This is a genomic window from Citrobacter portucalensis (genome assembly GCF_002042885.1).
In the GTDB taxonomy this organism is placed as follows: Bacteria; Pseudomonadota; Gammaproteobacteria; order Enterobacterales; family Enterobacteriaceae; genus Citrobacter; species Citrobacter portucalensis.
Map to the genome: position 1 here is coordinate 1 of NZ_MVFY01000016.1, position 26,752 is coordinate 26,752.

Sequence of the window (26,752 nt, forward strand, 5' to 3'; positions counted from 1 at the left end):
GAACTCCCCTGTTCTTGAGCTTATGCGCGACCACCTGCTATATGCCGGAATTATGGCAGGAAGTGTGGTGGCGGGCTTTATCTGGCCACTCGCCATACCGCTCTTTCTTTTGCTGGCCATCGTGGCCAGCATCAGCTTCGGTACCCACCGCTGGCGCATGCCGATGCGAATGCCAGTCCACCTCAATAAAATAGATCCGTCTGAAGACAGGAAGGTACGACGCAGTTTTTTCAGAGCATTTCCCTCACTGTTTCAGTACGAAACAACGCAGGAAAGCAAAGGTAAGGGGATATTCTACATTGGCTATAAGCGAATGAATGATATCGGACGCGAGCTGTGGCTCACCCTTGACGATCTGACCCGCCATGTAATGTTCTTTGCCTCGACCGGTGGCGGGAAAACCGAAACCATCTATGCGTGGATGCTCAATTCATTTTGCTGGGGACGGGGATTCACCTTTGTTGACGGCAAGGCGCAGAACGACACTGCACGTACCTGCTACTATCTGGCTCGCCGCTTTGGGCGTGAGGACGATGTGGAGTACATCAACTTCATGAACAGCGGCATGTCCCGCAGTGAGATGATCCAGAACGGAGATAAAAGTCGGCCACAGTCTCACCAGTGGAACCCCTTCTGCTACAGCACTGAGGCCTTTGTGGCTGAGACGATGCAATCAATGCTGCCGACCAACGTACAGGGTGGAGAATGGCAGTCCAGAGCTATTGCAATGAACAAGGCGCTGGTCTTTGGCACAAAGTTTTACTGTGTCCGTGAAAACAAAACCATGTCATTGCAGTTGCTCCGCGAGTTTATGCCGCTGGAGAAACTGGCCGGGCTTTACTGCCGTGCCGTGGATGATCAGTGGCCAGAAGAAGCTGTCTCTCCGCTCTATAATTATCTGGTAGACGTACCGGGTTTCGATATGGCCACCGTGCGGCAGCCTTCAGCCTGGACAGAAGAGCCGCGCAAGCAGCACAGCTACCTGACGGGCCAGTTTCTGGAAACCTTCAACACATTCACAGAAACGTTCGGCAATATCTTCGCTGAGGATGCCGGCGACATCGATATTCGTGACAGTATTCACAGCGACCGCATACTCCTGGTGTTGATCCCAGCCATGAACACGTCGCAGCACACAACCTCTGCACTGGGGAGAATGTTTGTTACCCAGCAGAGCATGATCCTGGCCCGGGACCTTGGACACAAGCTGGAGGGACTGGACTCAGAAGCGCTTGAAATCACCAAATACAAAGGCAAATTCCCCTACATGAATTATCTCGATGAGGTGGGAGCCTACTACACTGAGCGAATAGCCGTTCAGGCTACACAGGTACGCTCTCTTGAGTTTGCACTTGTAATGATGAGTCAGGACCAGGAGCGCATTGAAAATCAGACCTCAGCGGCCAACGTCGCAACCCTTATGCAGAACGCAGGCACCAAAGTCGCCGGAAAAATCGTGAGTGATGATAAAACGGCAAGAACAATCAGTAATGCTGCAGGGCAGGAAGCCCGGGCGAATATGGTCAGCCTGCAGCGGCAAGACGGTCTCATTGGCACTTCCTGGATCGATGGTGACCACATCAATATCCAGATGGAGAACAAAATCAATGTGCAGGACCTGATTAAGCTACAACCCGGTGAGAACTACACAGTGTTTCAAGGTGATCCAGTTCCAGGAGCATCTTTCTACATCGAACCTCAGGATAAAACATGCAATGCCCCCGTCATTATCAATAGATATATCACGATTAACCCACCGAATCTTAAGCAACTGCGAAAACTTGTCCCACGAACAGCACAGCGCCGTCTGCCGGCAGCGGAGAACGTCAGCAAAATCATTGGTGTACTTACAGAAAAACCCTCGCGCCGGCGTAAAGCGGCCAGAACTGAACCCTGGAAGATAATCGATACCTTCCAGCAGCGGCTGGCCAATCGACAGGAAGCACACAATCTGATGACAGAATATGACATGGACCACGGAGGACGGGAAGAAAACCTCTGGGCAGAAGCGCTGGAGATCATCAGAACAACCACTATGGCGGAACGAACAATCCGGTACATCACACTCAATAAACCTGAGTCAGAATCGACGGAAGTAAACGCTGAAGAAATTCAGCTGGCGCCGGATGCAATATTGAGGAACCTGACACTTCCACAACCTGCCTATGTTCCTCCTGCCCGGCACAGAAACGAGCCATTCTTCTCCCCAAAACAGACAAGTTCACCACAGCCAGATATGGAATGGCCAGAGTGACAGTTCAAAAATTTGTCGGGTTTTAGGAACAACTGCCGATAATCAAAATGATATAGCACGAAAGGAAATGAAATGAAGAAACTAATATTTGCCGCACTCTTTGGTTTTTCAGCCGTTGCCGCTGCAGCGCCCCAACCTGTTGTAGACGCCAATGCCGTGGCGCAGTTGACTGAAATCCGTAACATCCTCCTCACGAACCAGCAGAAGGCGTACGCCTGCTCCGATGGCGAGAAGCTTTATACCGTCGGGTTGCAGATTAAACATGATGGTTCTGAATACAAATGTGTTTTAAAGAATGACCACGCGGAATGGGAAGTAGTTCCACGCATTGCATTTAACTAAAAAAGGCCGCGAAAGCGGCCTTTTTTGTTTTTATAGTTCTGCTTTGGAGGTAGCTGAGTCAAAATTCAGTGCTTTCGAATACGACCGTTGCTCATCCTTAGCGATCTTGCTCGTTTCTTCCATATCAAAGTCCGGATATTTTGTTTTAACCGCTTTGCACAGGTCTTTCAGGTGCCCTTCTGCTTCACATACTGCGTTCCGGAAATCATCATGAGCAGCCTTTGCCAACGGATCAGTATGTACATTGTGCTGATGGCCGAACTTCTGCAGATGAGGGTTATTGGTTTCAACGAAGTACCATGCATAAGAAAATGCCCGCGAGCATGACTGGTAAAATAGCTCTACAGACTTCCTGATTTCTTTGTCATGAAGATGGAACTGAGTAGCCTGAATATAACCCTCAACACCGTAGTGGTAATGAAGTGCCGGAATATATACCCACGTTATTTTTCCGTGATGGAAAAACCAGTCATAAGTAGGCAAGTGCATCTGGCTGAATAACTCATAAAGAGTATTTTTATCTTCCTTGTCTTCTGCAGTCATCTTCTTTTTTGATGGCCAGCGATCCAGTGTTTCGTTCGCTATCAAACAGAGCAGACCCAGCCCCAGACATACCCATCCACTCGTGCTCGTATCTGGTATATTAATGCTTGCGTACCTGGATAAAAATGCGTTCACATAGGGGACCCAAAGTGGCCCTGACAACATCGATATACCGGCAGCTATCAGCGCCCTGGTGACCCACTTACGTAGTTCTGGAAAAAAAACGCGAAATATTTTCCAGAAAAATTGCTCATCAATTTTCAAATCATATTTCCTGGGCATACCCTATGCCGCGGTGGAGGCCACAGTGTATTCGTGAAGAAAAAGCTAAGACAAGGCACAGAAACCCTTGCAGGCGACGTTAAAAAGTATTGGAGTAGCTATAACCCTCACTCATTTCTCAAGAGGTCGACATAATCCTTATAGACATAGCTTTTCCCGCGAGCTCTGCCAGTCGTTTCAACAAGAATGCCTGTAGCTTCGAGTACCTTGATCGCAGTACTGGCAGTAGGAAACGTTACCGCAAGTTCAGACTGAGCACGTTCGACAGTTAATCTTGGCATAACTGGCAGTAACTCAAAAAGACGCATGGTTTGCAAGGACGTCGAGGTGTTCGCAAGTAGCATCTTTCGATGCATGGCGATGAGAGAAGCTATCTGAATAATACTCCGTTGAGCCTCCTCAGCAGCTATCTCCACCCCTTCCAGGAAGAACGATACCCATTGCTCCCAGTTCCCATAGCTCCGTATCTCTGACAGACACCGGTAATATTCTTCCTGATGGCTTTTCAGGTACCCGGAAACATATAAAAGAGGTTCGGGCAGGACACCCCATTCTTCCAGCAGGATTGCAATAAGCAGTCGGCCAATGCGTCCATTACCGTCCAGAAAGGGGTGAATAGTTTCGAATTGCGCATGCACCAGGGCAATCTTAACGAGTGGAGGTAACGTCTGATTTTGGTCGTGAATAAACAGCTCCAGATCAGACAAGAGGTTCGTGACTTCTTCCGGGGGAGGAGGAACATAGACCGCATTACCAGGACGAGTTCCGCCTATCCAGTTCTGGCTGGTTCTGATGTTGCCGGGTTGTTTATTAGCGCCACGAATACCATTGAGAAGAACCTTATGCGCTTCCGTAATCAACCGCACCGATACAGGAAGACCTTCAGGTGAGTTAATTTGTTCCCGGACATACCGGAATGCCTGCAGATATTGTGTAACTTCTTCAACATCATCCGCATTGGCAACGGATAAACCTGCTTCGTCATCAAAAACGTCTGTCAGGGTAGCTTGGGTACCTTCCAGCTGGGAAGTTAGCAATGCCTCGCGGCGCAAGGCGCTGTAAATGAGCCACTCTCCGGAGGCAACGAGACCAGACATACCTGAAAGCCTGGCCAGGGCAAGTTCAGCTCGTGTATTTTGTTCTTGCCATACATGGGGATCCAGTTCTGGTTTCGTTGGTGGCAGAGGAAATGGCACAAAGGCATGAACAGCCTCATTGTGGCTTTGGGTGGTTTTGTAGTGGCCTGTTACTCGATTCATTAAAGCTCCTTTTAATAAGCTAGATAGTTATTAAAACATCCTTTAATAACAATATCACTAGTTAAAAAAAGCTTTAATACAGAGGCTGACTCTGTTTATCTTGGCGTCGGTGGTTCCCAGGTATTCTGATGTGAAGCTTGAGCATCCGGAGCATAACTGCTTTGATTCAACACATTTGTGAATTGTTGCTCATGCTCAACACGTAGCTGGTCTACATCCGGCCGTGCGATATGGTATTCAGCTTCATCGCGGTGGTTCACATTGTGCCATGCCACCATTTTGGCAAATGCTGTATTGAACTGTTCATCATTCCCTTCTGGTGCCATCGCGACGGTCGGAGAACGACTGAAGAGAACCGGTGCGACTTTGACCATATCCCGCTTCAGCGAATCGTAATCGCCGGTGTTTCTGAAAATAACCCTGTCGCCATAGTCAGTGCAAATGTGACGACCTGTCTCCGGATCCCGGAACTGGACGCGACCATTTTTCTTCAGTGAAGCCTGTAGGCCAGGTACACCGGAATACATCGGCGTACCACCAGGTTCACAGATAACAACACATCTGCTGTCTGTAGTGGATTTCACTGCATTACCACGACGATCCTTGTAATCCCATCCCCTTAGCTGTGATATCGCAGCCTTGTCACCTTTCACCGCTTCAGCTTCAACCCACTGCCGGTAAGACGGCGGATACCATGTTCCCTGTCCGATGAGTTCAGCGCGTTCAGCTTTCATAGCTTCTTTCAGTGTAATCAGAGCCTGCATACGCTGCAGTTCTACAATATGGTAATACAGCTTTCTCACCAGAGGGTCTCGATGTTCGATACGGATGCGCGCTTTACGCATCCGGCATTCATCATGTATAGCCTGGTAGCGCTCACGACCACGCAAATCCGGACGCTGCCAGTTAGCCCGCCAGGCTGCATAACGGGCTTTCAGATCTTCTCTTGCAGCTGCGCGCGCTTCACGGCGCTGGCGACGCAATTCAGGGTCACGTTTCATACCAGGAATATCGCGATCGCTCACGGCCAGTTCCGGATTGTAACGGCTTACCGGCTTAACACGTTCAAAGATGTCTGCCGGCACTGGAACAAATGAACCAGCATGAGGTTCCGCACGCGCAAGTGTAAGATCCGGATGAACATGACTTGCCTTAACAGGAGTCTGTTCGCGATTATAGGCATCCATCACAACCAGCCCCTGCTGCTCACGAACTAACAACAACCCTTGTTTCGCAAACTGTTCATGACAGCGTTCCCAGGAAAAGTGTTTACTGCTTATAAGCGTTTCAATCTCCTGACGGCAGTGCGAAACAGCATAGCCCCAGAGGCTTTCCTTATCGGAGAAAATCTCGCGTTTCAGGGCTCCCTGTGGACCCGATCCTGTACGCAATTTTCGCCATTCCCGATCGGAAACTGGAGTTGCTTCCAGACCGCCACCAGTGAACTGTTCTGCAGGAGGAACCTGCTGGAAAATGTCTTTTGGTACCGGCTTCCAGCCACCTTTATACGAGTCCAGGACCGCTTTCGTTAGCGCAGGCCATACCCGTTCTGCCCTGACTGGTGTGCGCGTTGGATCATATCCATCACAGATAACCAGTCGATCATGTTGTTCTTTAAGATACAAACCCGACTTTGCGAGGAGTGTATGTACCGACTGTATAGTTCGTTGCGACGGGTCCTGATCAAGTGCAATCAGCGGTGCGCGTAAACGTGCGGTCGCATAGTCAGTTAAGGTATCTTTCTCTGTCATTCGTTCAGGACGCGACGGCACTGTAATTTTCTCAGGTTCGTAACGGCCAACAGCCTGGACTTGCGAAAAGATATCCTGTGCAGGAGGAGTAAACTCACCCAGTTTACGAATAAGTTTTTCGGTATCGAAAGCGTGACCAAATGCCGAAAGCGTTACGCCAGGACGCTCACTGTCCCAGCCATCCTTCACTTTCAACTCGCCGTTATCCGCTGACAGGAACAAACCTTCTTTAGCAAAACGCTGATGGAGAGAAGACCAGTCAGTCACAGGTGCTTCCCGTAAACCGGCTATAGCAGTGTCAGCGATGTATTCTCTCAGGCTCTGAATACGACCACGCTTCCAGGCACTTTGACGATCACGTTCAATCGAAGTACGACGAACAATACGATTGTCAGGTGCAATCACATAGCACCCATTATCGGGCGAAAAGCCATGCTTAAGCTCCAGCTCACGGCAGGCCTTACTCAGTTTTTCCTGGCTGTAAGCGAGACGGTTAAGATAACCGGTCTCCGGGTGAACGCGGTTTACAGCGATGTGAACATGCAGATTATCCGTGTCAGTGTGAACGGCAGAGACGAACTGATGGCCGGCTAATCCTAGGCGAGAAAGCGTATGGCTGACCGAATCATAAATCTGTTCTGGACGTGGGCTTTCATGCGACTGCCAGCTCAGAATATAGTGGAATACAGGATCACTTTTGTTATGGGCGAACTTCGCTTTACGGGCCGAGAACTCCATCTCTTCGGCTGCGCTTTCAATTGACGTACAGTTGTGGAAACAGGTCACGCCGTAAAAATTTACCCATTCACTGCCGTCCGGCATCACGTCAACAAGCGAGATAAACGACTCATCACGCAGTTTCGTGGCATAATCAACAAGACGAGAAAAGCGACTGCTGTGCGGCATTTCCGGTTTTGTTCCGGATGCTTTAACAGCTTCCATCAAATCATCATCGCGCGGTTCATCACGAACAGAAACGTAAGACACCAAATCCCCAAAGGAGGACTTTCCGTCTTGTCGTTTCGGTGGAATAACTGCGATCATGATGTTCTGATTCTCTCCGTACTAGTCGTTGCTCATAAGTTTTTTTCTGAGCGTGGTGGACAATTCTGATATTGCTACAAGGACCGTGGAGTATTCTTTATCCCCGACTCTTTTCCCTTCAACAAACAGATGCTTTTGCAGTCTTCCCAGCCTCAATAGCTCAGTCATAAAGCTGTCGTCGATGAGTGAAATGACCTTTCTGTTCATCGCAGCGTTACGAATGTAAGCCGATACGCTTTGTCCAACCTCTTCCGCTTTCCCTTCAATTTCTTCGATTTCATCAGGGGTAAACCTCAGAGTCTTGATAACGGTTTTCTGCCGTTTATCACTTCCTCTTCGGGATACTTTGTCGCTCATGTGTGCTCCTTACTCGGGTGTCGGGGCGGAGCCCTGACCAGGTGGCATTTGTAATATCGTGCGTGCGCGGTATTACAAATGCACATCCTGTCCCGTTTTTTCGGCCATTATACGCTTCGCTGGCTGTTTCGCCTAGTGGCGATTTGACGGCATCGGCAGTGCGAGACACTGCCACTTTTTATTTGGCAATGGTATGATTTACATGAAAATCATAGCGGCAATATGTGAAAGGAAAAATTTGATATGACAGATAAAAAATGGTTCACAACGGAAGACGTTGAAATGGCAAAAATGACGTTAGATTCTCTACCGGATTTAACCGAGAAACGTCTTACCAAATCCGACGTATTGAATAAACTGCAAGACCAGATAATTTTGCTTTCTGGTCATAAAGGCTATTCTGTAGATGATATCCGTTCGGCTTTAGAGGGTGTGGGTATCCAGACAAGTGTTAAAGCTATTCGTGAAATATTAAGTAAGCAGAAAAAAACAACAAAAGGGGCAGGTTTATCTCGTAACAGAACGACTAAAAATTCTAATCAAACTCCAGTGAATCAAGAAAGTTAAGAATTTTTACGGAGAGCAACTGGAACCTGATGAGAGGCATTACTTTACCACGATAGTGGTTAGATAATTCCGAACTGTGTAATTAGTTTAAAACTGATTCAATACCTGTGTTTGTCACGTATAGCACCATAATTAGCGGGAGTTTCCTCCCGCATTGCATTATTCATGACTTCAACTTTTGCATCATTTCTGCCATTCCCCACAATGCACGGTTCAGTTTTACATCCCCATCAATTCCGGTCACTGCACGTGTACGCTGTCTCTTTCCTTGCGCTGTTTTTCCCAGTAAACCACCCTTTGTCATATTCTCCTGAACACGCTGATACGTCGTCCAAAGATCATTAGATTTATCTTCATTTCGGCGAACATTGAGCAAATCGGATGGTGCCAGAGGTATGTGCTTTCCTTCTGAGTTTTCATCATAACGCCAGCCCAGAGCGGTCTGTGCAAAAATTTCCTGCTCCTCGCGTGTCAGCGCGGTGTCTTTCATTATTTCTCGTGACTCTGTTATTTCGTCAAAAATTCCCAGAACCTCGTATGCGCCTTCTATAACTTGCTCTACTACATCGCCTTTGTGCGGGACACGTATCTCACCGAACGTCTGTCCGCAAATCATCCCGTTGGTGCAGACGAAGCGGAACATTCCCGGAATCATCTGATAACTGCTGCTACCATCGTGGCTATTCAAAAGAATTATTTCCGGAACCTCTTTACCTGCAATTTGCCCGGAACGACGCAAACGCATCATATGTTTGGTGTGAGCACGTTTTCCTTCATCACGGGTGCGTGTCTGGCAAGCAAAGAACGGGAGGAAACCTTCTTCGCGCAATTTTTCCAGAACGGTAATCGTTGGAATGTACGTGTAGCGTTCGCTACGTGAATCATGTTTGTCCTCGGAGAAAATACTCGGAACAACATGCATCAGTTCATCATTCGTCAGTGGACGCTCGCGACGGATGACATTCATTGATGCAAAACGAGATGCTAAACGGGCCATAGTGATTCTCCTCATGATGATAAAAAAATTGCTTCTGCCGTCGCCTTTTTGATGATGATTCACCATCGCGGGAGGCCGTTCCCGTGATAAAGCGAACGGCCTGACCTGCAAGGAGGAGATGCAAGGGTGCAGCAGGAAGCCGCAGCGCAAGCGACCAGAGGGAGTGCGAACGGGTGAGTGATGTCCCCTTGCATAGACTCCGGGTCGGGCCAGAGTCTTTCACGGGTAAGGCAGCACGCGGTGAGCAAAGTACTCAAAAGGTGAAGCTGGAATTAAGCCAGCGGGCGAAGCCCGTTTCCTTTCTGGGGCCGGAAGCGGCCCCAGTCAGGGCGGCGCTGACGGAACGGCAGCTGCAAGCCCGTGCGCCGGAGGTGGGGAATTATGCCCGGCTCTTCCGGGCGAATACTTACCATTCAAAAACAGGTGCGCCTTCCACATGATCGCCCACGGCAGAGAAGTGGATCATGCTGACATCGGCCTGACGAATTGCGCAAAAGATGAATGCACGTGTGGTTCTCGAAATACCCATTTTTTTCAGTCTGTGTAACGGGTTAGTAACGGCATCGAGCCGAATCAGGTAGCCCACTCCGGTATTCATTAACCACCCGCTGTCTTCATCCCAGAACACGATGTTGTCGAGAATATTATGATCTTCCAGTGTGATGTGATTGATGCAACACTCCAGGACAGGGCGCATCATCATGCGTGAAAGCACAACACGAGGTCCCCATTTCAGAGAGTCGGTAACATCGTTCCATGACCACTCTTCATCATCAGGAACGGGAAGCGTCAGCAACCTGAAAGGTACACCAATTTTTTCTGCAAGAATTTCTCCCATTCCGATAACAGGATCATCACGTTCATTAAGGTCACAGCACGCAATAAATTCACCGTTCAGGTAAATGGCTTCCTCGCCGTTATCAAGCTGAATAGCTGTTACGCCGCGTGGCGCATTTTGTAGATAATATTTTGTCATTGGTTATTCTCCGCTATGGCGCTCAAAAGCCGCCCCGTTGCGGGGCGGCGGCTGTCAGATGTAGCCCAACTCGGCGTTCACGGTAGTCATGAACTGCTGCCAGTATTCAAATCGCAGCGCAGGTACATGCGCGCGGCGGCCACTCTTCAGGGCGTTTACAAACGCCTTCGCCTGTGCGACTATTTGCGGGTCGAAAATCATAGTTAACTCCTTTGGTTTTGATGAGGACCAGTTGCATCTGGTCTGGAAGAAGCAGAGTTCGCGCTCTGCTTTTTTATTGCCTGTGATCCGGCAATCCTTTCTGCGTCGATGACGCAAGCCTTCAGTTGTTCCCCCCCGGCTCCTTCTGCCGTCTCTTTTTTCTTCGGCTTCCGGGCCAGAACGAAACGCCCTCATTGCGCAGACGATTCGGCAGCGCCCGAAAGAGGCTGCAAGGGTTAAGGACTTATTTTTTCTGCGTCACACCGGAAAAAATCAGGCCTTAAGCAGCTCTGCTGCGACCCTTTCAGACGCTTACGGGAGATGCCAGTCTGCATCAGCAATGAGAGGCTTTCGTGCGTGCGGAGGGGAAAAAGGACGGCAGAAGAAGCCGGTGAAGCCGGCTTTCCTTAGCGGACGCCAGCGGCGGCCAGTGAAAGCGGCGCGGCCGGAACGGTCGCAGCAAGCGCGGGGTTGCCGTTCGACATCGGACACTAGCGAATAGCCCGAAACCGCTTGCGGGTTCGGCGGAGCCTGGCCGGTGCGTCAGCAGCTGCCCGGCGGAGTGTGGCCTGACGACCCGGCGAGCTGGCGCGACGGGGAGCCGAAGGGGGCGCGCCTTTCGCATTTTCCTTTCTCTTTTCGCTGTCAATTTCAACATCAAAAAAAGTGCAATATCTGCACCTTTTAACCTTCAAAAAAACCATAATTTCATTATAAAATAAGTGCAATTTCTGCACTTTTTTAAGGATAAATAATGACAGGTTACGAGCTTCGACTCTGGAGAAAAGGCCTCGGCTGGAGCCGTGACAAGGCGGCTGAACAACTGGATATCAGCCTGCGAACCTATAAAGACTACGAAAACGCGCCCCGCCTGAAACGCAGCATTGCGCTGGCAACAGTGACGCTATCACTACAGGACCAGCTGCCCCGATTCAGACAGAACCGGACCAGCGGCGACAAAATGCGTGAAATGCTCAATGTGATGATCGATGATGCGATCCATCCGGATTAACGGCCCTTCCCTGCGGGCCTCCCCTGCAACGTGTCCTGCACATATTTTTGCGCCATATTCCAGACTCGCGCTTCATCTTTGCTCAGTTCCTCTGAATCAATGGCTTCACAAGTATAGTAAGCATCCCATGGCGGCGGATGACTGACCGCTTTGGGCATATTCAGCAGTTCAACCGCCGCGCGAACTGCCGGAAGCACATCACCCGAATCGACCCCTTCATCAAAAATTATCTCTGTGCCCATCGCCACGTTATCCTCCAGCCACGCCAGCAGGATTTCCAGTTTGTGGGGTTTGCTCATACGTCCTCTTTCGGTGTGGCCCGGCAACCGCCGGGCCTGATTTTTCAGTCAATGGCCCGGTAAATCAGATCGCGTTCCGGGTGTTTGATGATGCTGATATAGTCCTTCAGCGCGTCCTGACGGTCGACAAGGCCCTGACAGACTCTGGCCATCTCCGGCCCCATCTCGAAAACCTGCCAGTTGAGGCGGTTCAGGCACATCAGGGTTGCAATGATCCCGGCGGCCTCCGCTGAAACCTCAGCATCGAAGTAATTTCCCGGCATGGTCACGTGATACACCCCTTCCGGCGGTACCAGATACCCGGTCGGGCGGGTAATACAGTCCTCAGTCCATCCGTCAATTCGACCGCTGATACCACGCGGAACGGCAAAGTAACGCCAGAAACCTCCTTCATACTGGCTATGTACCTGTAACCAGGAGGCGACCAGCTGGTCGCCCTGCGGCGTGAAGAATAATTCTGGAATAAAGGCCAGACGCTGGCGCGGGTCAGTGATTTCAATGCTGGCAGTCGGGGCAATCATTGTGGAAGTCATCATTATTCGGCTTTCCTTAGCGGCCGCCAGTGGCGGCCAGTTTAAGTGGCGCTGCCGGAACGGCAGCTGCAAACGCTATGTGTCAGGCGGCAATATCGAGGCCGTACATAAAGTCCTTCATTGCTTTCATGCGTCTCTGGAACTCCAGCTTGTTTTGAAAGTCGTTCCAGTAATAAACCGGGGTATACCGCGCACGATGCAGGTTCATTGTCAGCGTGTTGCCTGTGATAACTTCCGCCGGGATACCCAGTAACGAAAGCTGAACAAACGCCATATCGGCGGCGATCGGGTCAATATCGATACAGCTTCCGAACATGTGATTCGAATGGTCATATCCGGCATCTAACAGGCATTCGGCATAGGCGATAATCATCCCCGCCGCGCCGCTCGCGGGGTCACTGACGGTGACAAAACCCTCGCGGCGGATCGACTCTTTCACGCCGGGCATCATCATTCGTGCCATCATCGACTGAACGGAATACGGCGTGAAGTATTGCCCCATGCCATTAGAACCCAGCTCCAGCTCCATGAAAATCGCGCCGAGAAAATCATGAAATTTGGCATCGAGCGCGCACACCATCAGGATGAAAAGATCATGCATTTTCTGAATATCTGCGGCCTCGTAGCGCTCGCAGATTTTGCGGCTACGCTCGATATTCTCCGGTGTAAGAATCCGCGCCAGATCCAGCTCACTGGCAGAAAGCGTGATGAAATCGCAGAACACATCCCAGCGGCGCATATAACGCGCGGTATCGTTAAACAGGCGGATAAACTGCTTACGTGCTGCATCCACGTGCATCAATCCGATAATCGGCTTCTTTTTGGAAACCGGAACAATTGGAATAACGTTGTCAGACTCACGCGCCTGATTGAAAAATTCTGCAAAACTCAGTTGTGACATAGTTCCCCCTGCTTGCCGCCCCTTCAGGGGCGGCTCCGTGTATCAGTGTGTTTTCTGGCTTTCAGGAATGAAGGTCGCTTTGACCTTCGCCACAATGACGGCGTGATTCAGGTGGCTGTAATCACGCAGACGGAAATAACGCTTGCCGCAGCGCACGAAAATATCAGTCACGTTCCCGCAATACATTTCCTGCATCATGAACGTTTCAGTGTCCTGCGCGGTGTCGCTACGCCAGTTCATTGGCGGCATCATCCCTGCCGCGTCATGGAACTTGTACACGTCGATTTCGACGGGGGCAGTGACAGCCGCTTTTTCGCGGGTCAGCCAGTAGGCGCGCTCGGCCTCGGCGGTCGCGTTCATGTCCAGCGTGTGGGTCGGTTCGGTCTGATATACGTGCATAGGGATCTCCTTTCTTTTTAATCACATCACCCGTTGAGTTACGGGAGCCGCGGTTTTGACGTTTTGCGGGAACCTGCTGAAGTTTCCCGGGTTGTTTCACTTCACCCGTTTGAGAACCTTCGCCGCAGGTGCAGCACGCCACCGGCCGACGCCGGAATCCAGGGCGGAAGCGCAAAGTTTTTACCTGGAAAAAGTTTTCGCTGGAGAGCGGCAGCGGCCCTGGATGACAAGGAGGACTGTGGCGTGATTCAGCACCCAGGAGGAGGAACTCAAAGGGCGAAACGCACAACGGAGAAGACGAGCCGGGACCCGCCGCAACGTCGATACGCGGCTGCGTAGCGATGTTGCCCTGTAGAATCCCGTCGCCGGCGACGGGATGGTTAGAGCGGCGTGGCCGGAACGGCCGCAGCAAGCGTGGTGTTTGACCTTCTCCATCGGACACTAGCGAGTAGCCCGAAACCGCCTGCGGGTTCGGCGGAGCCTGGCGGGTGCGTCAGCAGCTGCCCTGGCGGAGTGTGGCCTGACGACCTGGCGCGCTGGCGCGACGGGGAGCCGAAGGTGGCCAGGTCCTTCGCCTTTCTGGTTTGAAACAGGAAGAATCCGGGAGAAAATGGCACAGCCATCAGGGAAAGTGGAACAGAAATGAGTAAAGAGAAACAAACGGCAGGAAGAAAGCGGAATACTACAGCAGGACCAGAAAGAGGACATAGACGGAGGTGAGGATTGTAGGCGCGCAGCGCCTCTCATCCGCCCTCCCGGGTCCCCACTGTGGTTGTTCATGCCAGCCAGATGGGGAAAAGGGCCTCCCTGCGAGCAGGGAAGCCCTTCTAAAAGCGCCTGGGGCAATGATTCGACAACATAGAAAGCCCTGAGTGGCGGGGGTTTCCCCCCGCCGGGGTTAGCTACTTAGCGGATTCGTAAGCCAGTATTGCAGCGACCTCCCGTTCTCCGTCCTTCAGCCTGATTTCGCAAAGCGATTTTCGGGTCAGGTATGTGAATGCCAGCAGTGTTAAACACACTATAAGCACACACCAGATAACGGGACTTCGCGGCAGTTTCATGGCCTTCTTCTCCTGTTAACACCAAGCTGTAATGTCCCCTTTGAACCATTCTAAAATGTCCCCAGACAATTCTCTGGGGGATTTTTCATGATCAAAGAGACTGTTACGATGAGTCATAAGGAACTCGACCGACTTCACATTATTCAGGAGTCACTTAATCGCCATATTACTCAGGAACAAGCTGCGGCACGCATTGGCATTTCTATTCGGCAGGTTAAACGTCTGGTGCAACGGTATAGAAATGAAGGGCCTTCTGGTCTAGTTTCCCGCCGACGTGGAAAGCGTCCCAATAATTCCTTTTCTACCGAATTCAGAGCAACAGTAATTTCACTCCTCAAAGGCCGCTACGCTGATTTTGGACCTACGCTTGCGTGCGAAAAATTGCGCGAGATACACGGCTTGTGTTTATCCATTGAAACTCTCAGGAAGTGGATGGTAGAGGAGGGCATATGGCGCGAACGTCGTCGTAAGTTTGCCCGAATTTATCAGCGCCGGATGCGGCGCCCATCCTACGGTGAACTCATCCAGATTGATGGCTCGCCTCATGACTGGTTTGAAGGTCGGGGCCCCAAATGCACACTGATAGTCTTTATCGATGATGCTACCAGCGCTCTGATGGCGCTACGATTCGCTCCTGCAGAAACAACCCGGGCTTACATGGAAACCCTCCGGGGTTACCTTAATGATCATGGCGTACCACTGGCTCTCTATTCTGACAGACACAGTATATTCAGAGTAAATAACCCGGAGCGGGAAGGAGAGTTGACTCAGTTCACACGTGCGATAAAGACACTGGGCATCGAGCCAATCCATGCCAACAGCCCGCAGGCAAAAGGGCGGGTAGAGCGTGCCAATCAGACACTGCAGGACAGGCTGGTCAAAGAAATGCGGCTTCAGGGTATCAGTGATATTGAAACAGCAAACGCATGGTTGCCGACCTTTATTGAAGCCTATAACAACCGGTTTGCTACGCCGCCTCGTATTGCTGATAACGCCCATCTTGATGTACACCATTCTGAAGAGGAACTGGGTTATATCTTCAGCCTCCAGGCGAAGCGCGTTCTCTCCAAAAATCTCACTTTCCAGTACAAAAGCAGTGCGTTTCAGATTCGCAGTGAAGGCCGGGGATATCGACTTCGGCATTCGGTTGTCACGGTATGCGAAAGCTTTAACGGTGAAATTAAGGTTCTGTATGATGGGAAAGCGTTGGGATGGGAAAAATATGTTGATGGCCCGGAGCCTATACCACTGGATGATGAAAAAAGTGTCCATGAACGTGTGGATAATGCCCGTTTTGATTTACGCTCAAAATTCTACGTAAAACCTAAAGCTGACCATCCTTGGCTCACGCGCCGCACGCAAAGTAATCAGCAAGTGAAGCCCCCTAAATTACCCAGAAAGAAGGCTGATCCCGATAAAATGGACTGAAACCAGGCGTTATTCAGTTGAGTGCATATCCAGTCATAGGATAGATTCTTACGTAGCGTTTCTGGCGTGCATTTTCGGGTGGTTTGTTACTGTTTTTAACGGGGACACGTCAGAAACGCGCTCAGGCCGTCTGAGCGGTACGCGTAATGGGGCGTTATGGTAAATCCGACAACCAAAGCTGTTGTGCGTAAGATTGGTTGTGATGAAAAAATCCTCCCATGCCAATTCCTGGCTGAGCGACTGGAGATTTTTTATGACGATCAAATCTGTTTACATCGGTATGCCTGTCTACCATAAAGACGGCGGTGCTCATATGACGGTGAGACAGGTCTTGCCAACTGGTAATGTCATATGTGCATGGATTGAACCGGATGGCCGAGAGGTTGAACAGACTTTTCTACCGACGGACTTAGAGATAGGGGTTCACAAAATGGGAGCACTATTGCTTACAGGGCTGTAACCGTCGTTGTCCGGCGACGAAAAGTGTACAACTGAAGCCCGCTATCGCGGGCTTTTTCATCGATGTATGCATTGCGACGTTATGGTAAATCAGAGTGCTTTACTCGCGGTTCTCTAGTGAGAGAGCAATCCTCTCTAGCGCGTCGCCTATACGTGAAAGAGACTCTGCTGCTGTTTCACGTTGGTAGCCCAAAGCAATTGCTACGGCCTCAATAAACGCTGGTGAAGACTGGCTTACGCCTAATCCGTCATGAACCAAATTTTTCAAAAGCTCTTCACTTTTTTCGGTCATAAACACCTCTGTATGCTGTATAAATCAACGAGTTTCGATGAGTAAATCAGGCGATTTTTGATAATCAGGGCGTGAGTAATCCCGATCAGTTTCTGAAAGGCAGCGGAAAATGATACTTATGGTCGTATCGATCCCCATGCGGGTATTTGCCACGCTTTCATTGGTAAGCATAAATTTTTTACCCAGTGTGGCACACTTCTTTGCCCCAGCTTCAAAAGCACTTTGCCTCGCCGAAGCCGCATCTCTGAATCCATCAGCGGTAGCTGAAACACTATACGTATCTCTGCCTAACTCAAGAACATTGCTGGTTGAAACGCATCCGGTTAAAAACAACAGAGAAATTATGGCTGTTTTTTTGTAACTCATTGATTTTAATATCCGAGTAGGGTGATTGTGGAACACCCCTATTGTGTATTGATTTCTTAATATTTTCAATGTGTTGGGTGGTTTAAAACTAGCGACTGGTATATGTAATAAGTGTCGGTATTTATTTGTGATGATTTAATGATAAATCATGATGTTAGTGGTTCCCGTTATGAGGCGTTATGGTAAATAGCCTATGCTAATGTCCGCTAAGAGCGATATATAGTCATTCGCACCCTGATGTAGCCCCCTGAAACTCCAGACAGTAGCTGTATCTCCAGATAAGAGATAGGCTTGAATATATGTCTAACACTAACGCCAATTTTGAGATGACCGGGATCCTGTTAGGGCAAGAAGTCCGTAAACGTAAAACTCCTCAGGAGAAGATCGCCATTATCCAGCAGACGATGGAGCCGGGCATGAATGTCTCCCATGTCGCCCGCCTGCATGGCATCCAGCCCAGCCTGCTGTTTAAGTGGAAGAAGCAATATCAGGAAGGCAGCCTCACCGCCGTTGCGGCCGGAGAAGAAGTTGTTCCAGCTTCTGAGCTTACTGCTGCTCTGAAGCAGGTCCGGGAGCTTCAGCGCCTGCTGGGCAAGAAGACGATGGAAGTTGAGATCCTGAAAGAAGCCGTGGAGTACGCTCAGTCGCGAAAATGGATAGCGCACGCGCCCTTGTTGCCAAAGGACGGGGAATAGCCCTGGTCAGCCGCACCATGGGCGTGTCGCGTGCGCAGCTGTCACTGCGAATTAACCGTTCTGCCGACTGGCAGGACAGGCGCTGTAACCGGCGTGATGACGAAGCAGACGCTGAAATACTGTCAGAGATCCTCGATATCATCAGCGATATGCCCAGTTACGGCTATCGCCGTGTGTGGGGCATCCTGCGTACGCAACGTCGTACAGAGGGACTGCCCCCCGTGAACGCCAAACGGCTTTACCGGCTTATGAGCGAGCATAATCTGCTGTTACTGCATGACAAACCAGAGCGGTCGAAGCGTGAACATAAGGGCAAAATCGCGGTGGCAGAAAGCGATATGCGCTGGTGTTCAGATGGCTTCGAGTTCGGCTGCGACAACGGTGAGAAGCTGCGGGTCACGTTCGCGCTGGACTGCTGCGACAGAGAAGCCATAGACTGGGCAGCGAGCACAGGAGGCTACGACAGTTCGACGGTGCAGGATGTGATGCTGAGGTCGGTGGAAAAGCGCTTCGGCGACGGGCTGCCGACCACACCGGTTCAATGGCTGACGGATAACGGTTCAGCATATACCGCGCATGAAACGCTGAGGTTCGCCAGAGAGCTGAATCTGGAGCCGTGTACAACAGCGGTGAGCAGCCCGCAGAGCAATGGCATGGCCGAACGGTTCGTGAAGACGATGAAGGAAGACTATATCGCGTTCATGCCAAAACCAGATGTGAGAACAGCCCTGCGAAACCTTGCAGCAGCGTTCACACATTACAATGAAAACCACCCGCACAGCGCGCTGGGATATCACTCCCCGAGGGAATATCGGCGGCAGCGGACATCGTTAACTTAAGATACAAAAGCTGTCCGGAGATGGCGGGTCAAGATCATAGTCATTCGCACCCTGAGAATTACACTTTGAAGTGATTCAGGGTATGCGCTTACTGGTTACGAATATTGAGCGAGAATCATGCGATGATCGCCGCTTTTCTTTCGAGCCAGTAGGTGCTCCACGTTCGCTAACGAGTACTCAGGGCATGCAGATAACTGCTGGCTATATTTCTTTCGAAGAGCGTGGAATGCATACCAATCCCCGATAAAAAGGAGTTGGTGATGACTGAGACTAATCAATTTGCTGCGCACGTTGGTCTGGACTGGGCAGATAAAAAGCACGATGTCTGTGTTCAGTTTAAAAACGGTGAACGCACATTCCATGTGATTGAACATACGCCGGAAGCGCTTGATGTCTGGCTTACCGAGTTACACCAGAAGGTAAAAGGCAGGATCGCTATCGCCGTTGAGCTGAAGAAAGGTCCCGTGGTGTATGCTCTTCAGAAATATCCATTTATCACCGTTTTCCCTGTCCACGCTTTGTCCCTGGCCCGTTACCGGCAGACCTTCTCGCCTAGTGGCGCTAAAGATGACCCGCAGGATGCCGAGCTGGCATTAGAGTTAATGCTGCGCTATCCCCAAAAGATAAAAGCCATTGAACCCGACAATGCGGATATTCGCTTACTTCAGCAACTGGTTGAGCAGCGTCGTCAGCTGGTTGAAGATAAACGCCGTTTTGTGAACCGGCTCATCAACACACTTAAACAGTATTATCCTCAGCCCCTGGAGTGGTTCTCACATCGGGGTAGCTTGCTATTGTGTGAACTGATTATGCGATGGCCCAGTCTGCAACAACTAAAACGAACCAGGCGCGACACGATCCGCAACTTTCTCAATGCCAAAGGTGGCCGCGCAATGGCCCTTACCGAGCAGCGTGTTGTGAGTATTGATAACGCCATTCCGTTGACGACAGACCCGAGTGTTATAGAGGCTAATGCTTTGATGGCAACAGCACTGGCGACACAAATTAAAGTCGTGAGTGAAATCATCAAAACCTATGACGAACGAATCGAAACGCTGTTTGACACATTGCCAGATTCGGGGCTGTTCAAATCACTTCCGGGCATGGGGCCGTGTTTGGGACCACGAATGCTTGCTGCACTTGGTGATAACCGTGACCGGTTTAACAGCGCTGAAGAAATTCAAAACTACGCAGGTATTGCACCGGTGACAGAACGAAGTGGCCAGAAATCCTGGGTTCACTGGCGATGGCAGTGTGCCAAGTTCGTCCGGCAAACCTTTGTTGAATGGGCTGCCAAGACGGTTAACTCATCATACTGGGCCAGACTTTATTATCGGGGACTGCGAGAAAAAGGAAAATCTCACCAGTCTGCAATCCGGGCTCTGGCCTTCAAATGGATAAGGATCATTTACCGCTGCTGGAAGACCAAGACCCAGTACGATGAAGCGAAGTATTTGCTGGCACTGGAAGCGCGAAAGTCGCCCTTACTGAAGCCATAAAAAAGCTTGTCGAATGTCTCAGGGCGTGAAGCAGACCTTAGGATAGTTCTTCTGGTATGCCATACCACGCTTCCAGCATGGGTTACTCTGCGTCGGGAAATTTGCAGAGCAGTAGTAATGTTACTTTTGTATTCTGTTAACGCGAACCACAGGAGGTTGCGTTTTGGTGTCAAGACTGCCGTTAATACTGATCATTTGATCGGGTTTTACCGTGCGACCGTCAAAGACAGAAAGTGGAATCAGTGTATAAATACTGCCGGTTTTGTCACGAAAAACAAATTTATCTCCACCTTGACCATCAATCAGATTCCCGCGCAGGGAGATGGTTGCACCATCATACATACTTTTGGCTTGTTGAACCGTCATGATTCGCGCATCTTCTGTACCCCGGTACCCCTCATCCAGAGCGTGTGGTGGTGGCGGCGCAGTATCTTTTTTCAGTCCACCATTGTCATCGTCAGCGAAAACTGTCGGGATTAAAAAACAATATATTAATGGTATCACGTATAATTTCACTCCGTCCTTACCTCAGTAACAACTTGACTTATTAAGTCTGGTTGCTATTCCTTAATCTGGCAAACTGGAACTGTCTTAAAAAGTAATATCGTTACAAATCATCTAACTGGCGAGATACAAGCAAAACAGAGAGGTCAAACATGCCCAGAAAAAAACAGACAGTCCCCGGCATTGAAGAAAGTCATTACTTTCTGAATTTTGAGTCGAAATTTCATAAGGTTGGATTCGCTGTTTTACTCATTATTATTTCCCTGGCGGTATTAGGTGTTTTTTCGGATGGTTATTTCAGTAATGCCGTGAGTAAGAATACTACCGGAGAAGTGACACTGGATTTTGAGCGATTTGGTCGTTTGCAGACAGAGTTTAAATTAAAGATCTCGACTACAGGTCAACATTCTGAGGGGAACATTTATCGTATTGGTGGAGATTTCAATGCTTTCTATGAAACAGAAAATATCTGGCCTCTACCTGACAGAATGTACAGCAAGGGAGATGATCTGTACCTCGTGTATAATGCCAATAAAAAACAAGAAAATATAGCAATCTGGTTACTTGTTACACCAGTAAAACCCGGAAGCGCCATGAGTGTGATCCAGTTAAATTCCGGCCCTGAAATTCGTTTCAGTCAGTTTATTTATCCATAGGAGATCATTATGGAAATGGTGCTGAGAGCCTTAGCAATTTATCTTATTTTACTCGTCGTATTTAAGATTGTTGGACGCCGCGCATTATTACAAATGACCAGTTTCGACCTGATTTTATTATTGATTATTAGTGAAGCCACACAACAGGCATTACTTGGCAATGATTTTTCCATAACAGGGGCGATGCTCACCATTGTCACTTTGGTAGTGATCGATATATTTTTCGGATTCATTAAAAAACAGATGAGCGGCGCTGAATCTGCTCTTGATGGCTCACCGGTGATTCTGCTGGACCACGGCGAACCGTTAATGGAGAAAATGAAAATGGTTGATGTCTCTCTCGATGATATTCTGGTGGCTGCACGCCAGAGTCAGGGCATTACGGAACCAGGGAAAATTAAGTATGCAATCCTTGAGCGTAATGGCCATATTTCAGTCATTCCTGATGAGGATTAAGGGGGGAAATGAAAAAATCAGCGTACAACAAAACCAAAACCACTGGCGAGTTAACAAAACAGATCGCGAATACGTTCATTGACAGCGGATTATCCTTAACCACAGCTGAATCTTGCACGGGTGGACGTCTGGCTGCTGCGCTCTGCGCAGAGGCAGATACCGCCGCGTTTTATGATATTGGCATCATTACCTTTAGCAACAGTGCAAAACAGAAAATGCTTGGTGTGCAGGCCAGTACGCTGGAGAAATATACCGCTGTAAGTGAACAGACGGTGATAGAAATGTCTGAAGGCGCCCGGGTACGCGCCGGAACAGATATCAGTATTGCCATTAGCGGCTATGCGGGGCCTGACGGCGGAGAGGATGGTACTCCCGCGGGTACAATCTGGTTTGCGTGGAATTTCCGCGGGCAGATAGTAACAAAACGAACCATTTTCTCCGGCAGTTGTCAGGATGTCATTGAAAAAGCGATCTGTTATAGCCTTGAGGTTTTAGTGGAAGAAGTTTCAGTCTGGCAACGGCACTGACTGTGGTTTGTCAGTGCATGCATTGCCAGAAATAGTCTGAAAAGAACTTATTTTTTCGCTTCGACGCCGTTTGCATCAGATCTCAAAAGGAACTGCGCCGTCGTGTTCGGGAGATGCTTAAGAAGCCAGTCAGCCATATCGAGTTCTTCCGCCAGAATTGACTTTATGGCAGGTATGGACGCGGTGTCACCCGCTTTCTCAGCAGCAACCAGGAGCGAGGTATAACAAGCTATTTCAAATTGTTCAAATACATAGCCGCTGATCGCTCCCTTTACAATTTCATCAGAGGGTAACATGCCTCCAATCGACTGGCCAAACGCGGCCATTTTACTCATCGAGTCTTTTAGTACAGAACGCGAGATATCATTTCGCTTAAGAATCTCTTCCAGCACGGTAATCTGTCGTTTTGTCTCGGTCAGGTGTTGCTCTATTCTGGCACGTAAATCAGGATAATTATCGATACGGCCTGCCATTGATTCCAGCATGGATTCCGCTTGCTTTTCCATCGCATGCGCATCCCGTAGCCAATCATGGTAATGCTCAATATAATTCATCGTGATTTCCTCGAGTCAGTAATTTTATTTTTTCTCGGCCTTTTTATTGATATTGCCTACCGCAAGGTCGGTGAGTTTCAGGTCGGTATCTTTTTCTTCCTTAAGTGTTTCCGCGAGAAGTTTCACCGCTTTTTTATAACCCAGTTGTTCCGCTAGGGTGGCCAGAGTGCCGTAACTGGCTATCTCATAGTGCTCTACTTTCTGTGCCGCAGCGATTAACGCCGCATCGCGAACTTCATTTTTTTCAGTGCCTTCTATGGCCTCATTAGCTTCTTCAATCAGTCCTTCCATAGCCACGCATTTGATACGTTTAAGCTTAATTTCCGGCTCTTGTTCAAGGATTTGGTCTATACGCTCTATTTGCCCCCGAGTTTCTTCCAGGTGTGCATTAAAAGCCGCACTGAGTTTTTCATTTGACGCCGCTCTGGCAAGTTTAGCCAACCCGCGCGTTAATTGTTTTTCAGCACTATAGGTGTCTGAAAGCAGGTGAATAAAAACATCTTCAATAGTTTTCATATTCATATGGATTCCTTCAGGGCTAGAGAAATACTGCGAGTCTAATCCAGACCCGCAGGACACTCTTTTTTATTAAAAGATGAGACTGAAACTAATAATCAGGAATTGTCAGACTTACGGCCACCACTGTGACTGTTCTGCCCGCCTTTCTTACCGGCTTCAGATGCACGTTGCGGATCATTTTTGAAGTTTCCCCCGCTGTGCTGACCACCTTTGCGGCCTGCTTCAGATGCTTTATCTCGGTTTTCAGCGAAATTACCGGAACCACCACGATGCTCTGCCATATATCACCTCATATATCGGTTATGCCAGTCAGATACAAAAGTGTATTTCGTACCCGTCGTTGTTCAGTGCTTAACGTTAGCGGTAATCCTGACTTAGTCAAATTTAATTCCGGCATCCACCATTTTTCCACCTTTATTTTTCAATACATTACAAATCTCTCGCTTGGCTTATTTTAAGGCTAACATGATATTAAAGACACGCTAACTCACCGACCACGCACAAAAAAATAAAAAATATTAAAACCAGGATTAATCTGATACGGAAATTATTAAGATACAAGCTGTGAATTTTGATCTACGCTTATTAGCTCTTCCAAGTAAATATAGAGAGGTGATGGAATGCCGGATAAATATAATGAGAAACAGGATACGAATATGACAAATTCAGAACGTTTTCCTGTTCCACCTTTTCCACACCAAAGACAACCTTTTCCGGGACTTGCCGGAAAAATGCAACCACGTCCGGATCATGGTGAAGAAAGTTATCAGGGAAGCGGTCGCCTTACTGACCGAAAAGTGTTAATTACCGGAGGTGATTCAGGAATTGGACGAGCAGTCGCAATTGCTTTTGCACGTGAAGGCGCGGATGTGGCAATCAACTACCTGCCTGATGAAGAAGAGGACGCTCGTGAGGTCGTCGATCTAATTCAGAAAGCAGGAAGAAAAGCCGTGGCACTCCCTGGTGATATCCGTGAAGAGACATTTTGCCAGCAATTGATTAGTCAGGTGGTTAAGACCTTAGGTGGGCTCGATATCCTGGTCAATAACGCGGGTCGCCAGCAATTCTGTGAGTCGATTGAGGAACTTACAACTGATGCCTTTGATGCAACATTCAAGACCAATGTCTACTCGTTATTCTGGATTACTAAAGCGGCACTCCAACATTTATCCCCTGGTAGCGTGATTATAAACACCTCATCAGTTCAAGCCTACGAGCCCAGCGAGATCCTACTGGATTATGCTCAGACCAAAGCGGCTATCGTAGCTTTTACAAAATCGCTGGCAAAACAACTGGCACCGAAAGGGATCCGGGTAAATGCCGTTGCCCCCGGTCCCTACTGGACGGTTCTTCAATGCTGTGGCGGCCAACCACAGGAGAAAATTGAGCAGTTTGGTGCTAATTCACCACTTGGTCGACCTGGTCAGCCTTCGGAAATTGCACCACTATATGTCACCCTGGCTTCCCCAGAGAACAGCTATACGTCCGGGCAGGTCTGGTGTTCTGACGGCGGAACCGGGACGTTATAACGAGTGATTGCACGAGATGAATAACGGGAGAACTAATGATGAAAGCAATGACTTATCATAGCCGTCTTCATGCCCGCAACCACACACTACCTTAACCCGGTATATAAACGCCGTAAGATATTGTTATTCGTGTAACGTAAAGTGCTATCTGTGGTTCGGGCCCCGCATATTTATCGGGGTAAACCCCAGTGCACTTCATGGTGACATCTTTGGCCATGAGTTTATGACAGAGGCCGTTGAGACAAAACCGGAAGTGACAGCGGCCAGTATTGGCGATCGTGTGGTAATACCCTTCTTCCCAGACACCCAGGAGATTAAATGGCTGACTTAAATGAACGCGTTGAAATCCTTGAGAGAAATCTAGACGATCTGAGACTCGACCTTCACGCATCAAAGATTGCTATTAGCGTTTTATCTACTGTGATAAACAGCATGAGTGCTGAACCTGGAGTACTTGAAAGATCTTATGATCAAGCCAAAAGTTCTGGTCCTCTTGTAAAATTCAATCATCCAGTAGAGGAAGGTTATGAGGATAAACTTACGGAGAGAATATTAAATATACTCTCGTCTACCTAAAACAAGCTTAACTAATCCAAAACTACCCCAGAGGATAAGCGGAATATCCTCTTAGGGTGAACGCATTCCGGACTTCCCCAGCCGGGGACAAACTGACCATAGCGGTGGGGTTCAGATATGCGCAATAATCCCTTCAATGAAAAATCTGAGCACAATAGTTACGTACGAACTGTCTGCTCATGGCACAAAGCGGACAGTGATCACCGTTCTTACGACTACTTTCTGACTTCCTTCGTGACTTGCCCTAAGCATGTTGTAGTGCGATACTTGTAATGACATTTGTAATTACAAGAGGTGTAAGACATGGGTAGCATTAACCTGCGTATTGACGATGAACTTAAAGCGCGTTCTTACGCCGCGCTTGAAAAAATGGGCGTAACTCCTTCTGAAGCGCTTCGTCTCATGCTCGAGTATATCGCTGACAATGAACGCTTGCCGTTCAAACAGACACTCCTGAGTGATGAAGATGCTGAACTTGTGGAGATAGTGAAAGAACGGCTTCGTAATCCTAAGCCAGTACGTGTGACGCTGGATGAACTCTGATGGCGTATTTTCTGGATTTTGACGAGCGGGCACTAAAGGAATGGCGAAAGCTGGGCTCGACGGTACGTGAACAGTTGAAAAAGAAGCTGGTTGAAGTACTTGAGTCACCCCGGATTGAAGCAAACAAGCTCCGTGGTATGCCTGATTGTTACAAGATTAAGCTCCGGTCTTCAGGCTATCGCCTTGTATACCAGGTTATAGACGAGAAAGTTGTCGTTTTCGTGATTTCTGTTGGGAAAAGAGAACGCTCGGAAGTATATAGCGAGGCGGTCAAACGCATTCTCTGAACCAAAGCATGACATCTCTGTTTCGCACCGAAGGTGACACTTCTGCTTTGCGTTGACAATGGCCTTCTTCTCCTTGCCTTACGGCATCTAAGAGGCTATCCTGATGGTGTCGATTCATGCAGGGGCCTCGGTTAATGAAAATTAACTGGGGCTTTTGTCTTTCTGCCTCACGACACAGGTACAAACCACCGGAACATCCTGAGGCAAAAAGCCTCAAGCGCCACCGCCATTATACCGTTCATCCC

At 49.1% G+C, this 26,752-nt stretch carries 34 protein-coding genes and 2 pseudogenes; 15 read left to right on the forward strand and 21 right to left on the reverse strand.

Annotation, left to right across the window (positions count from 1 at the left end):
• The coding region (gene trbC / locus BZK40_RS24860; RefSeq protein WP_253193187.1) for an F-type conjugative transfer protein TrbC at positions 1-2,254 on the forward strand (2,254 nt) is incomplete at its 5' end.
• 72 nt (positions 2,255-2,326) lie between these two features.
• On the forward strand, positions 2,327-2,596 hold the full coding sequence (locus BZK40_RS19830) for a hypothetical protein (protein ID WP_048227650.1): 270 nt from the start codon (positions 2,327-2,329) through the stop codon (positions 2,594-2,596).
• A 30-nt stretch (positions 2,597-2,626) separates the two neighbouring features.
• Here BZK40_RS19830 and BZK40_RS19835 read toward each other — a convergent pair whose 3' ends face one another.
• From BZK40_RS19835 to mobA, 4 genes are all read right to left on the reverse strand, one after another.
• Positions 2,627-3,403: a hypothetical protein gene (locus tag BZK40_RS19835; RefSeq protein WP_094935554.1), complete on the reverse strand. Its 777-nt coding sequence runs from the start codon at positions 3,401-3,403 to the stop codon at positions 2,627-2,629.
• 125 nt (positions 3,404-3,528) lie between these two features.
• On the reverse strand, positions 3,529-4,680 hold the full coding sequence (locus BZK40_RS19840; protein ID WP_048227653.1) for a Fic family protein: 1,152 nt from the start codon (positions 4,678-4,680) through the stop codon (positions 3,529-3,531).
• A gap of 95 nt (positions 4,681-4,775) precedes the next feature.
• Positions 4,776-7,475, reverse strand: a complete 2,700-nt coding sequence (locus BZK40_RS19845) for a relaxase/mobilization nuclease domain-containing protein (protein ID WP_048227654.1) — start codon at positions 7,473-7,475, stop codon at positions 4,776-4,778.
• Positions 7,476-7,496: 21 nt separating this feature from the next.
• On the reverse strand, positions 7,497-7,832 hold the full coding sequence (gene mobA / locus BZK40_RS19850) for a plasmid mobilization protein MobA (RefSeq protein WP_048227655.1): 336 nt from the start codon (positions 7,830-7,832) through the stop codon (positions 7,497-7,499).
• A 243-nt stretch (positions 7,833-8,075) separates the two neighbouring features.
• Here mobA and BZK40_RS19855 point away from each other — a divergent pair, with 243 nt between their 5' ends.
• Positions 8,076-8,399 (forward strand): hypothetical protein, encoded by a 324-nt coding sequence (locus BZK40_RS19855; RefSeq protein ID WP_048227656.1) that lies wholly within the window; start codon positions 8,076-8,078, stop codon positions 8,397-8,399.
• Between the two features lie 163 nt (positions 8,400-8,562).
• On the opposite strand, the gene BZK40_RS19860 is transcribed toward BZK40_RS19855, so the two are convergent.
• From BZK40_RS19860 to BZK40_RS19870, 3 genes are all read right to left on the reverse strand, one after another.
• Positions 8,563-9,396, reverse strand: a complete 834-nt coding sequence (locus BZK40_RS19860) for a DUF932 domain-containing protein (RefSeq protein ID WP_048227657.1) — start codon at positions 9,394-9,396, stop codon at positions 8,563-8,565.
• Between the two features lie 406 nt (positions 9,397-9,802).
• Positions 9,803-10,372 carry a DUF5983 family protein gene (locus tag BZK40_RS19865; protein WP_053069312.1) on the reverse strand — a complete coding sequence of 190 codons (570 nt, stop codon included), beginning with the start codon at positions 10,370-10,372 and terminating at the stop codon, positions 9,803-9,805.
• A 54-nt stretch (positions 10,373-10,426) separates the two neighbouring features.
• A complete protein-coding gene (locus BZK40_RS19870) occupies positions 10,427-10,573 on the reverse strand; it encodes a hypothetical protein (protein ID WP_048227658.1) in 147 nt (48 codons plus the stop codon).
• A 754-nt stretch (positions 10,574-11,327) separates the two neighbouring features.
• Between BZK40_RS19870 and BZK40_RS19875 the strand changes: the two genes are divergently transcribed.
• Complete coding sequence (locus BZK40_RS19875; protein ID WP_040231225.1) at positions 11,328-11,585, forward strand: helix-turn-helix domain-containing protein; 258 nt, start codon at positions 11,328-11,330, stop codon at positions 11,583-11,585.
• Here the strand turns inward: BZK40_RS19875 and BZK40_RS19880 are convergent.
• The 6 genes and pseudogenes from BZK40_RS19880 to BZK40_RS24865 form a co-directional block, all read right to left on the reverse strand.
• Positions 11,582-11,884 (reverse strand): DUF957 domain-containing protein, encoded by a 303-nt coding sequence (locus tag BZK40_RS19880; protein ID WP_048227659.1) that lies wholly within the window; start codon positions 11,882-11,884, stop codon positions 11,582-11,584. The two genes, BZK40_RS19875 and BZK40_RS19880, sit on opposite strands and share 4 nt — an antisense overlap.
• 44 nt (positions 11,885-11,928) lie before the next feature.
• Complete coding sequence (locus BZK40_RS19885; RefSeq protein ID WP_048227660.1) at positions 11,929-12,420, reverse strand: antirestriction protein; 492 nt, start codon at positions 12,418-12,420, stop codon at positions 11,929-11,931.
• A 79-nt stretch (positions 12,421-12,499) separates the two neighbouring features.
• Positions 12,500-13,318 carry an N-6 DNA methylase gene (locus BZK40_RS19890; protein WP_048227661.1) on the reverse strand — a complete coding sequence of 273 codons (819 nt, stop codon included), beginning with the start codon at positions 13,316-13,318 and terminating at the stop codon, positions 12,500-12,502.
• 42 nt (positions 13,319-13,360) lie between these two features.
• Positions 13,361-13,717 (reverse strand): hypothetical protein, encoded by a 357-nt coding sequence (locus BZK40_RS19895; protein WP_040231230.1) that lies wholly within the window; start codon positions 13,715-13,717, stop codon positions 13,361-13,363.
• 902 nt (positions 13,718-14,619) lie between these two features.
• Positions 14,620-14,745 carry a type I toxin-antitoxin system Hok family toxin gene (locus tag BZK40_RS19900; RefSeq protein ID WP_228719026.1) on the reverse strand — a complete coding sequence of 42 codons (126 nt, stop codon included), beginning with the start codon at positions 14,743-14,745 and terminating at the stop codon, positions 14,620-14,622.
• Positions 14,687-14,827 (reverse strand): annotated as a pseudogene (locus BZK40_RS24865) (DUF5431 family protein); the annotation flags it as partial. The pseudogene BZK40_RS24865 and the gene BZK40_RS19900, both read right to left, overlap by 59 nt.
• A 38-nt stretch (positions 14,828-14,865) precedes the next feature.
• Here BZK40_RS24865 and BZK40_RS19905 point away from each other — a divergent pair.
• Positions 14,866-16,206: an ISNCY family transposase gene (locus BZK40_RS19905; RefSeq protein WP_000589001.1), complete on the forward strand. Its 1,341-nt coding sequence runs from the start codon at positions 14,866-14,868 to the stop codon at positions 16,204-16,206.
• 253 nt (positions 16,207-16,459) lie between these two features.
• Positions 16,460-16,666 carry a YodC family protein gene (locus tag BZK40_RS19910; RefSeq protein ID WP_049040708.1) on the forward strand — a complete coding sequence of 69 codons (207 nt, stop codon included), beginning with the start codon at positions 16,460-16,462 and terminating at the stop codon, positions 16,664-16,666.
• Positions 16,667-16,765: 99 nt separating this feature from the next.
• On the opposite strand, the gene BZK40_RS19915 is transcribed toward BZK40_RS19910, so the two are convergent.
• Both BZK40_RS19915 and BZK40_RS24510 read right to left on the reverse strand, forming a co-directional pair.
• Complete coding sequence (locus BZK40_RS19915; RefSeq protein WP_049040709.1) at positions 16,766-16,957, reverse strand: hypothetical protein; 192 nt, start codon at positions 16,955-16,957, stop codon at positions 16,766-16,768.
• A 24-nt stretch (positions 16,958-16,981) separates the two neighbouring features.
• A complete protein-coding gene (locus tag BZK40_RS24510) occupies positions 16,982-17,323 on the reverse strand; it encodes a hypothetical protein (protein ID WP_139762118.1) in 342 nt (113 codons plus the stop codon).
• Positions 17,324-17,649: 326 nt separating this feature from the next.
• On the opposite strand from BZK40_RS24510, the gene BZK40_RS19920 reads away from it, so the two are divergent.
• Together BZK40_RS19920 and BZK40_RS19925 are read left to right on the forward strand one after the other, a co-directional pair.
• A protein-coding gene (locus tag BZK40_RS19920; RefSeq protein WP_095533168.1) for an IS3 family transposase occupies positions 17,650-18,857 on the forward strand; the annotation gives its coding sequence in 2 pieces (ribosomal slippage) (positions 17,650-17,971 and positions 17,971-18,857; 1,209 coding nt in all).
• A 260-nt stretch (positions 18,858-19,117) separates the two neighbouring features.
• Positions 19,118-20,356 carry an IS110 family RNA-guided transposase gene (locus BZK40_RS19925; protein WP_079935174.1) on the forward strand — a complete coding sequence of 413 codons (1,239 nt, stop codon included), beginning with the start codon at positions 19,118-19,120 and terminating at the stop codon, positions 20,354-20,356.
• Positions 20,357-20,476: 120 nt separating this feature from the next.
• Here BZK40_RS19925 and BZK40_RS19930 read toward each other — a convergent pair whose 3' ends face one another.
• Positions 20,477-20,872: a YdeI family stress tolerance OB fold protein gene (locus BZK40_RS19930; RefSeq protein ID WP_079935175.1), complete on the reverse strand. Its 396-nt coding sequence runs from the start codon at positions 20,870-20,872 to the stop codon at positions 20,477-20,479.
• A 140-nt stretch (positions 20,873-21,012) separates the two neighbouring features.
• Here BZK40_RS19930 and BZK40_RS19935 point away from each other — a divergent pair, with 140 nt between their 5' ends.
• From BZK40_RS19935 to BZK40_RS19945, 3 genes are read left to right on the forward strand one after another with little or no spacing between them, the layout of a single operon-like run.
• The gene (locus tag BZK40_RS19935) at positions 21,013-21,516 is read left to right on the forward strand and encodes a hypothetical protein (protein ID WP_079935176.1); all 504 of its coding nucleotides are present in this window, start codon (positions 21,013-21,015) and stop codon (positions 21,514-21,516) included.
• 9 nt (positions 21,517-21,525) lie between these two features.
• Positions 21,526-21,972, forward strand: coding sequence for a DUF421 domain-containing protein (locus BZK40_RS19940; RefSeq protein WP_075847167.1), 447 nt, complete (start codon positions 21,526-21,528; stop codon positions 21,970-21,972).
• A gap of 8 nt (positions 21,973-21,980) precedes the next feature.
• Positions 21,981-22,499 carry a 2-oxo-tetronate isomerase gene (locus tag BZK40_RS19945; RefSeq protein WP_079935177.1) on the forward strand — a complete coding sequence of 173 codons (519 nt, stop codon included), beginning with the start codon at positions 21,981-21,983 and terminating at the stop codon, positions 22,497-22,499.
• 47 nt (positions 22,500-22,546) lie between these two features.
• On the opposite strand, the gene BZK40_RS19950 is transcribed toward BZK40_RS19945, so the two are convergent.
• The 3 genes from BZK40_RS19950 to BZK40_RS19960 form a co-directional block, all read right to left on the reverse strand.
• Positions 22,547-23,053 (reverse strand): ferritin-like domain-containing protein, encoded by a 507-nt coding sequence (locus tag BZK40_RS19950; RefSeq protein ID WP_016152755.1) that lies wholly within the window; start codon positions 23,051-23,053, stop codon positions 22,547-22,549.
• A 24-nt stretch (positions 23,054-23,077) separates the two neighbouring features.
• A complete protein-coding gene (locus BZK40_RS19955) occupies positions 23,078-23,575 on the reverse strand; it encodes a YciE/YciF ferroxidase family protein (RefSeq protein ID WP_016152754.1) in 498 nt (165 codons plus the stop codon).
• 92 nt (positions 23,576-23,667) lie between these two features.
• Positions 23,668-23,853 carry a con-10 family general stress protein gene (locus tag BZK40_RS19960; RefSeq protein ID WP_016152753.1) on the reverse strand — a complete coding sequence of 62 codons (186 nt, stop codon included), beginning with the start codon at positions 23,851-23,853 and terminating at the stop codon, positions 23,668-23,670.
• Positions 23,854-24,192: 339 nt separating this feature from the next.
• On the opposite strand from BZK40_RS19960, the gene BZK40_RS19965 reads away from it, so the two are divergent.
• The gene (locus BZK40_RS19965) at positions 24,193-25,101 is read left to right on the forward strand and encodes an SDR family oxidoreductase (RefSeq protein WP_079935178.1); all 909 of its coding nucleotides are present in this window, start codon (positions 24,193-24,195) and stop codon (positions 25,099-25,101) included.
• A 318-nt stretch (positions 25,102-25,419) separates the two neighbouring features.
• Positions 25,420-25,677: a hypothetical protein gene (locus BZK40_RS19970; RefSeq protein WP_016152751.1), complete on the forward strand. Its 258-nt coding sequence runs from the start codon at positions 25,420-25,422 to the stop codon at positions 25,675-25,677.
• 180 nt (positions 25,678-25,857) lie between these two features.
• Here the strand turns inward: BZK40_RS19970 and ydfV are convergent.
• A pseudogene (ydfV, locus tag BZK40_RS24875) lies at positions 25,858-25,956 on the reverse strand (protein YdfV); the annotation flags it as partial.
• A 24-nt stretch (positions 25,957-25,980) separates the two neighbouring features.
• Between ydfV and relB the strand changes: the two are divergent.
• On the forward strand, positions 25,981-26,220 hold the full coding sequence (gene relB, locus BZK40_RS19975) for a type II toxin-antitoxin system antitoxin RelB (RefSeq protein WP_000534858.1): 240 nt from the start codon (positions 25,981-25,983) through the stop codon (positions 26,218-26,220).
• Positions 26,220-26,507: a type II toxin-antitoxin system mRNA interferase RelE gene (relE, locus tag BZK40_RS19980; protein WP_000323025.1), complete on the forward strand. Its 288-nt coding sequence runs from the start codon at positions 26,220-26,222 to the stop codon at positions 26,505-26,507. Before relB ends, relE begins: the two co-directional genes overlap by 1 nt.
• Here relE and BZK40_RS24520 read toward each other — a convergent pair.
• Positions 26,491-26,625: a DUF5431 family protein gene (locus BZK40_RS24520; protein WP_139762119.1), complete on the reverse strand. Its 135-nt coding sequence runs from the start codon at positions 26,623-26,625 to the stop codon at positions 26,491-26,493. The genes relE and BZK40_RS24520 overlap by 17 nt on opposite strands.
• Between the last annotated feature and the right edge of the window lie 127 nt (positions 26,626-26,752).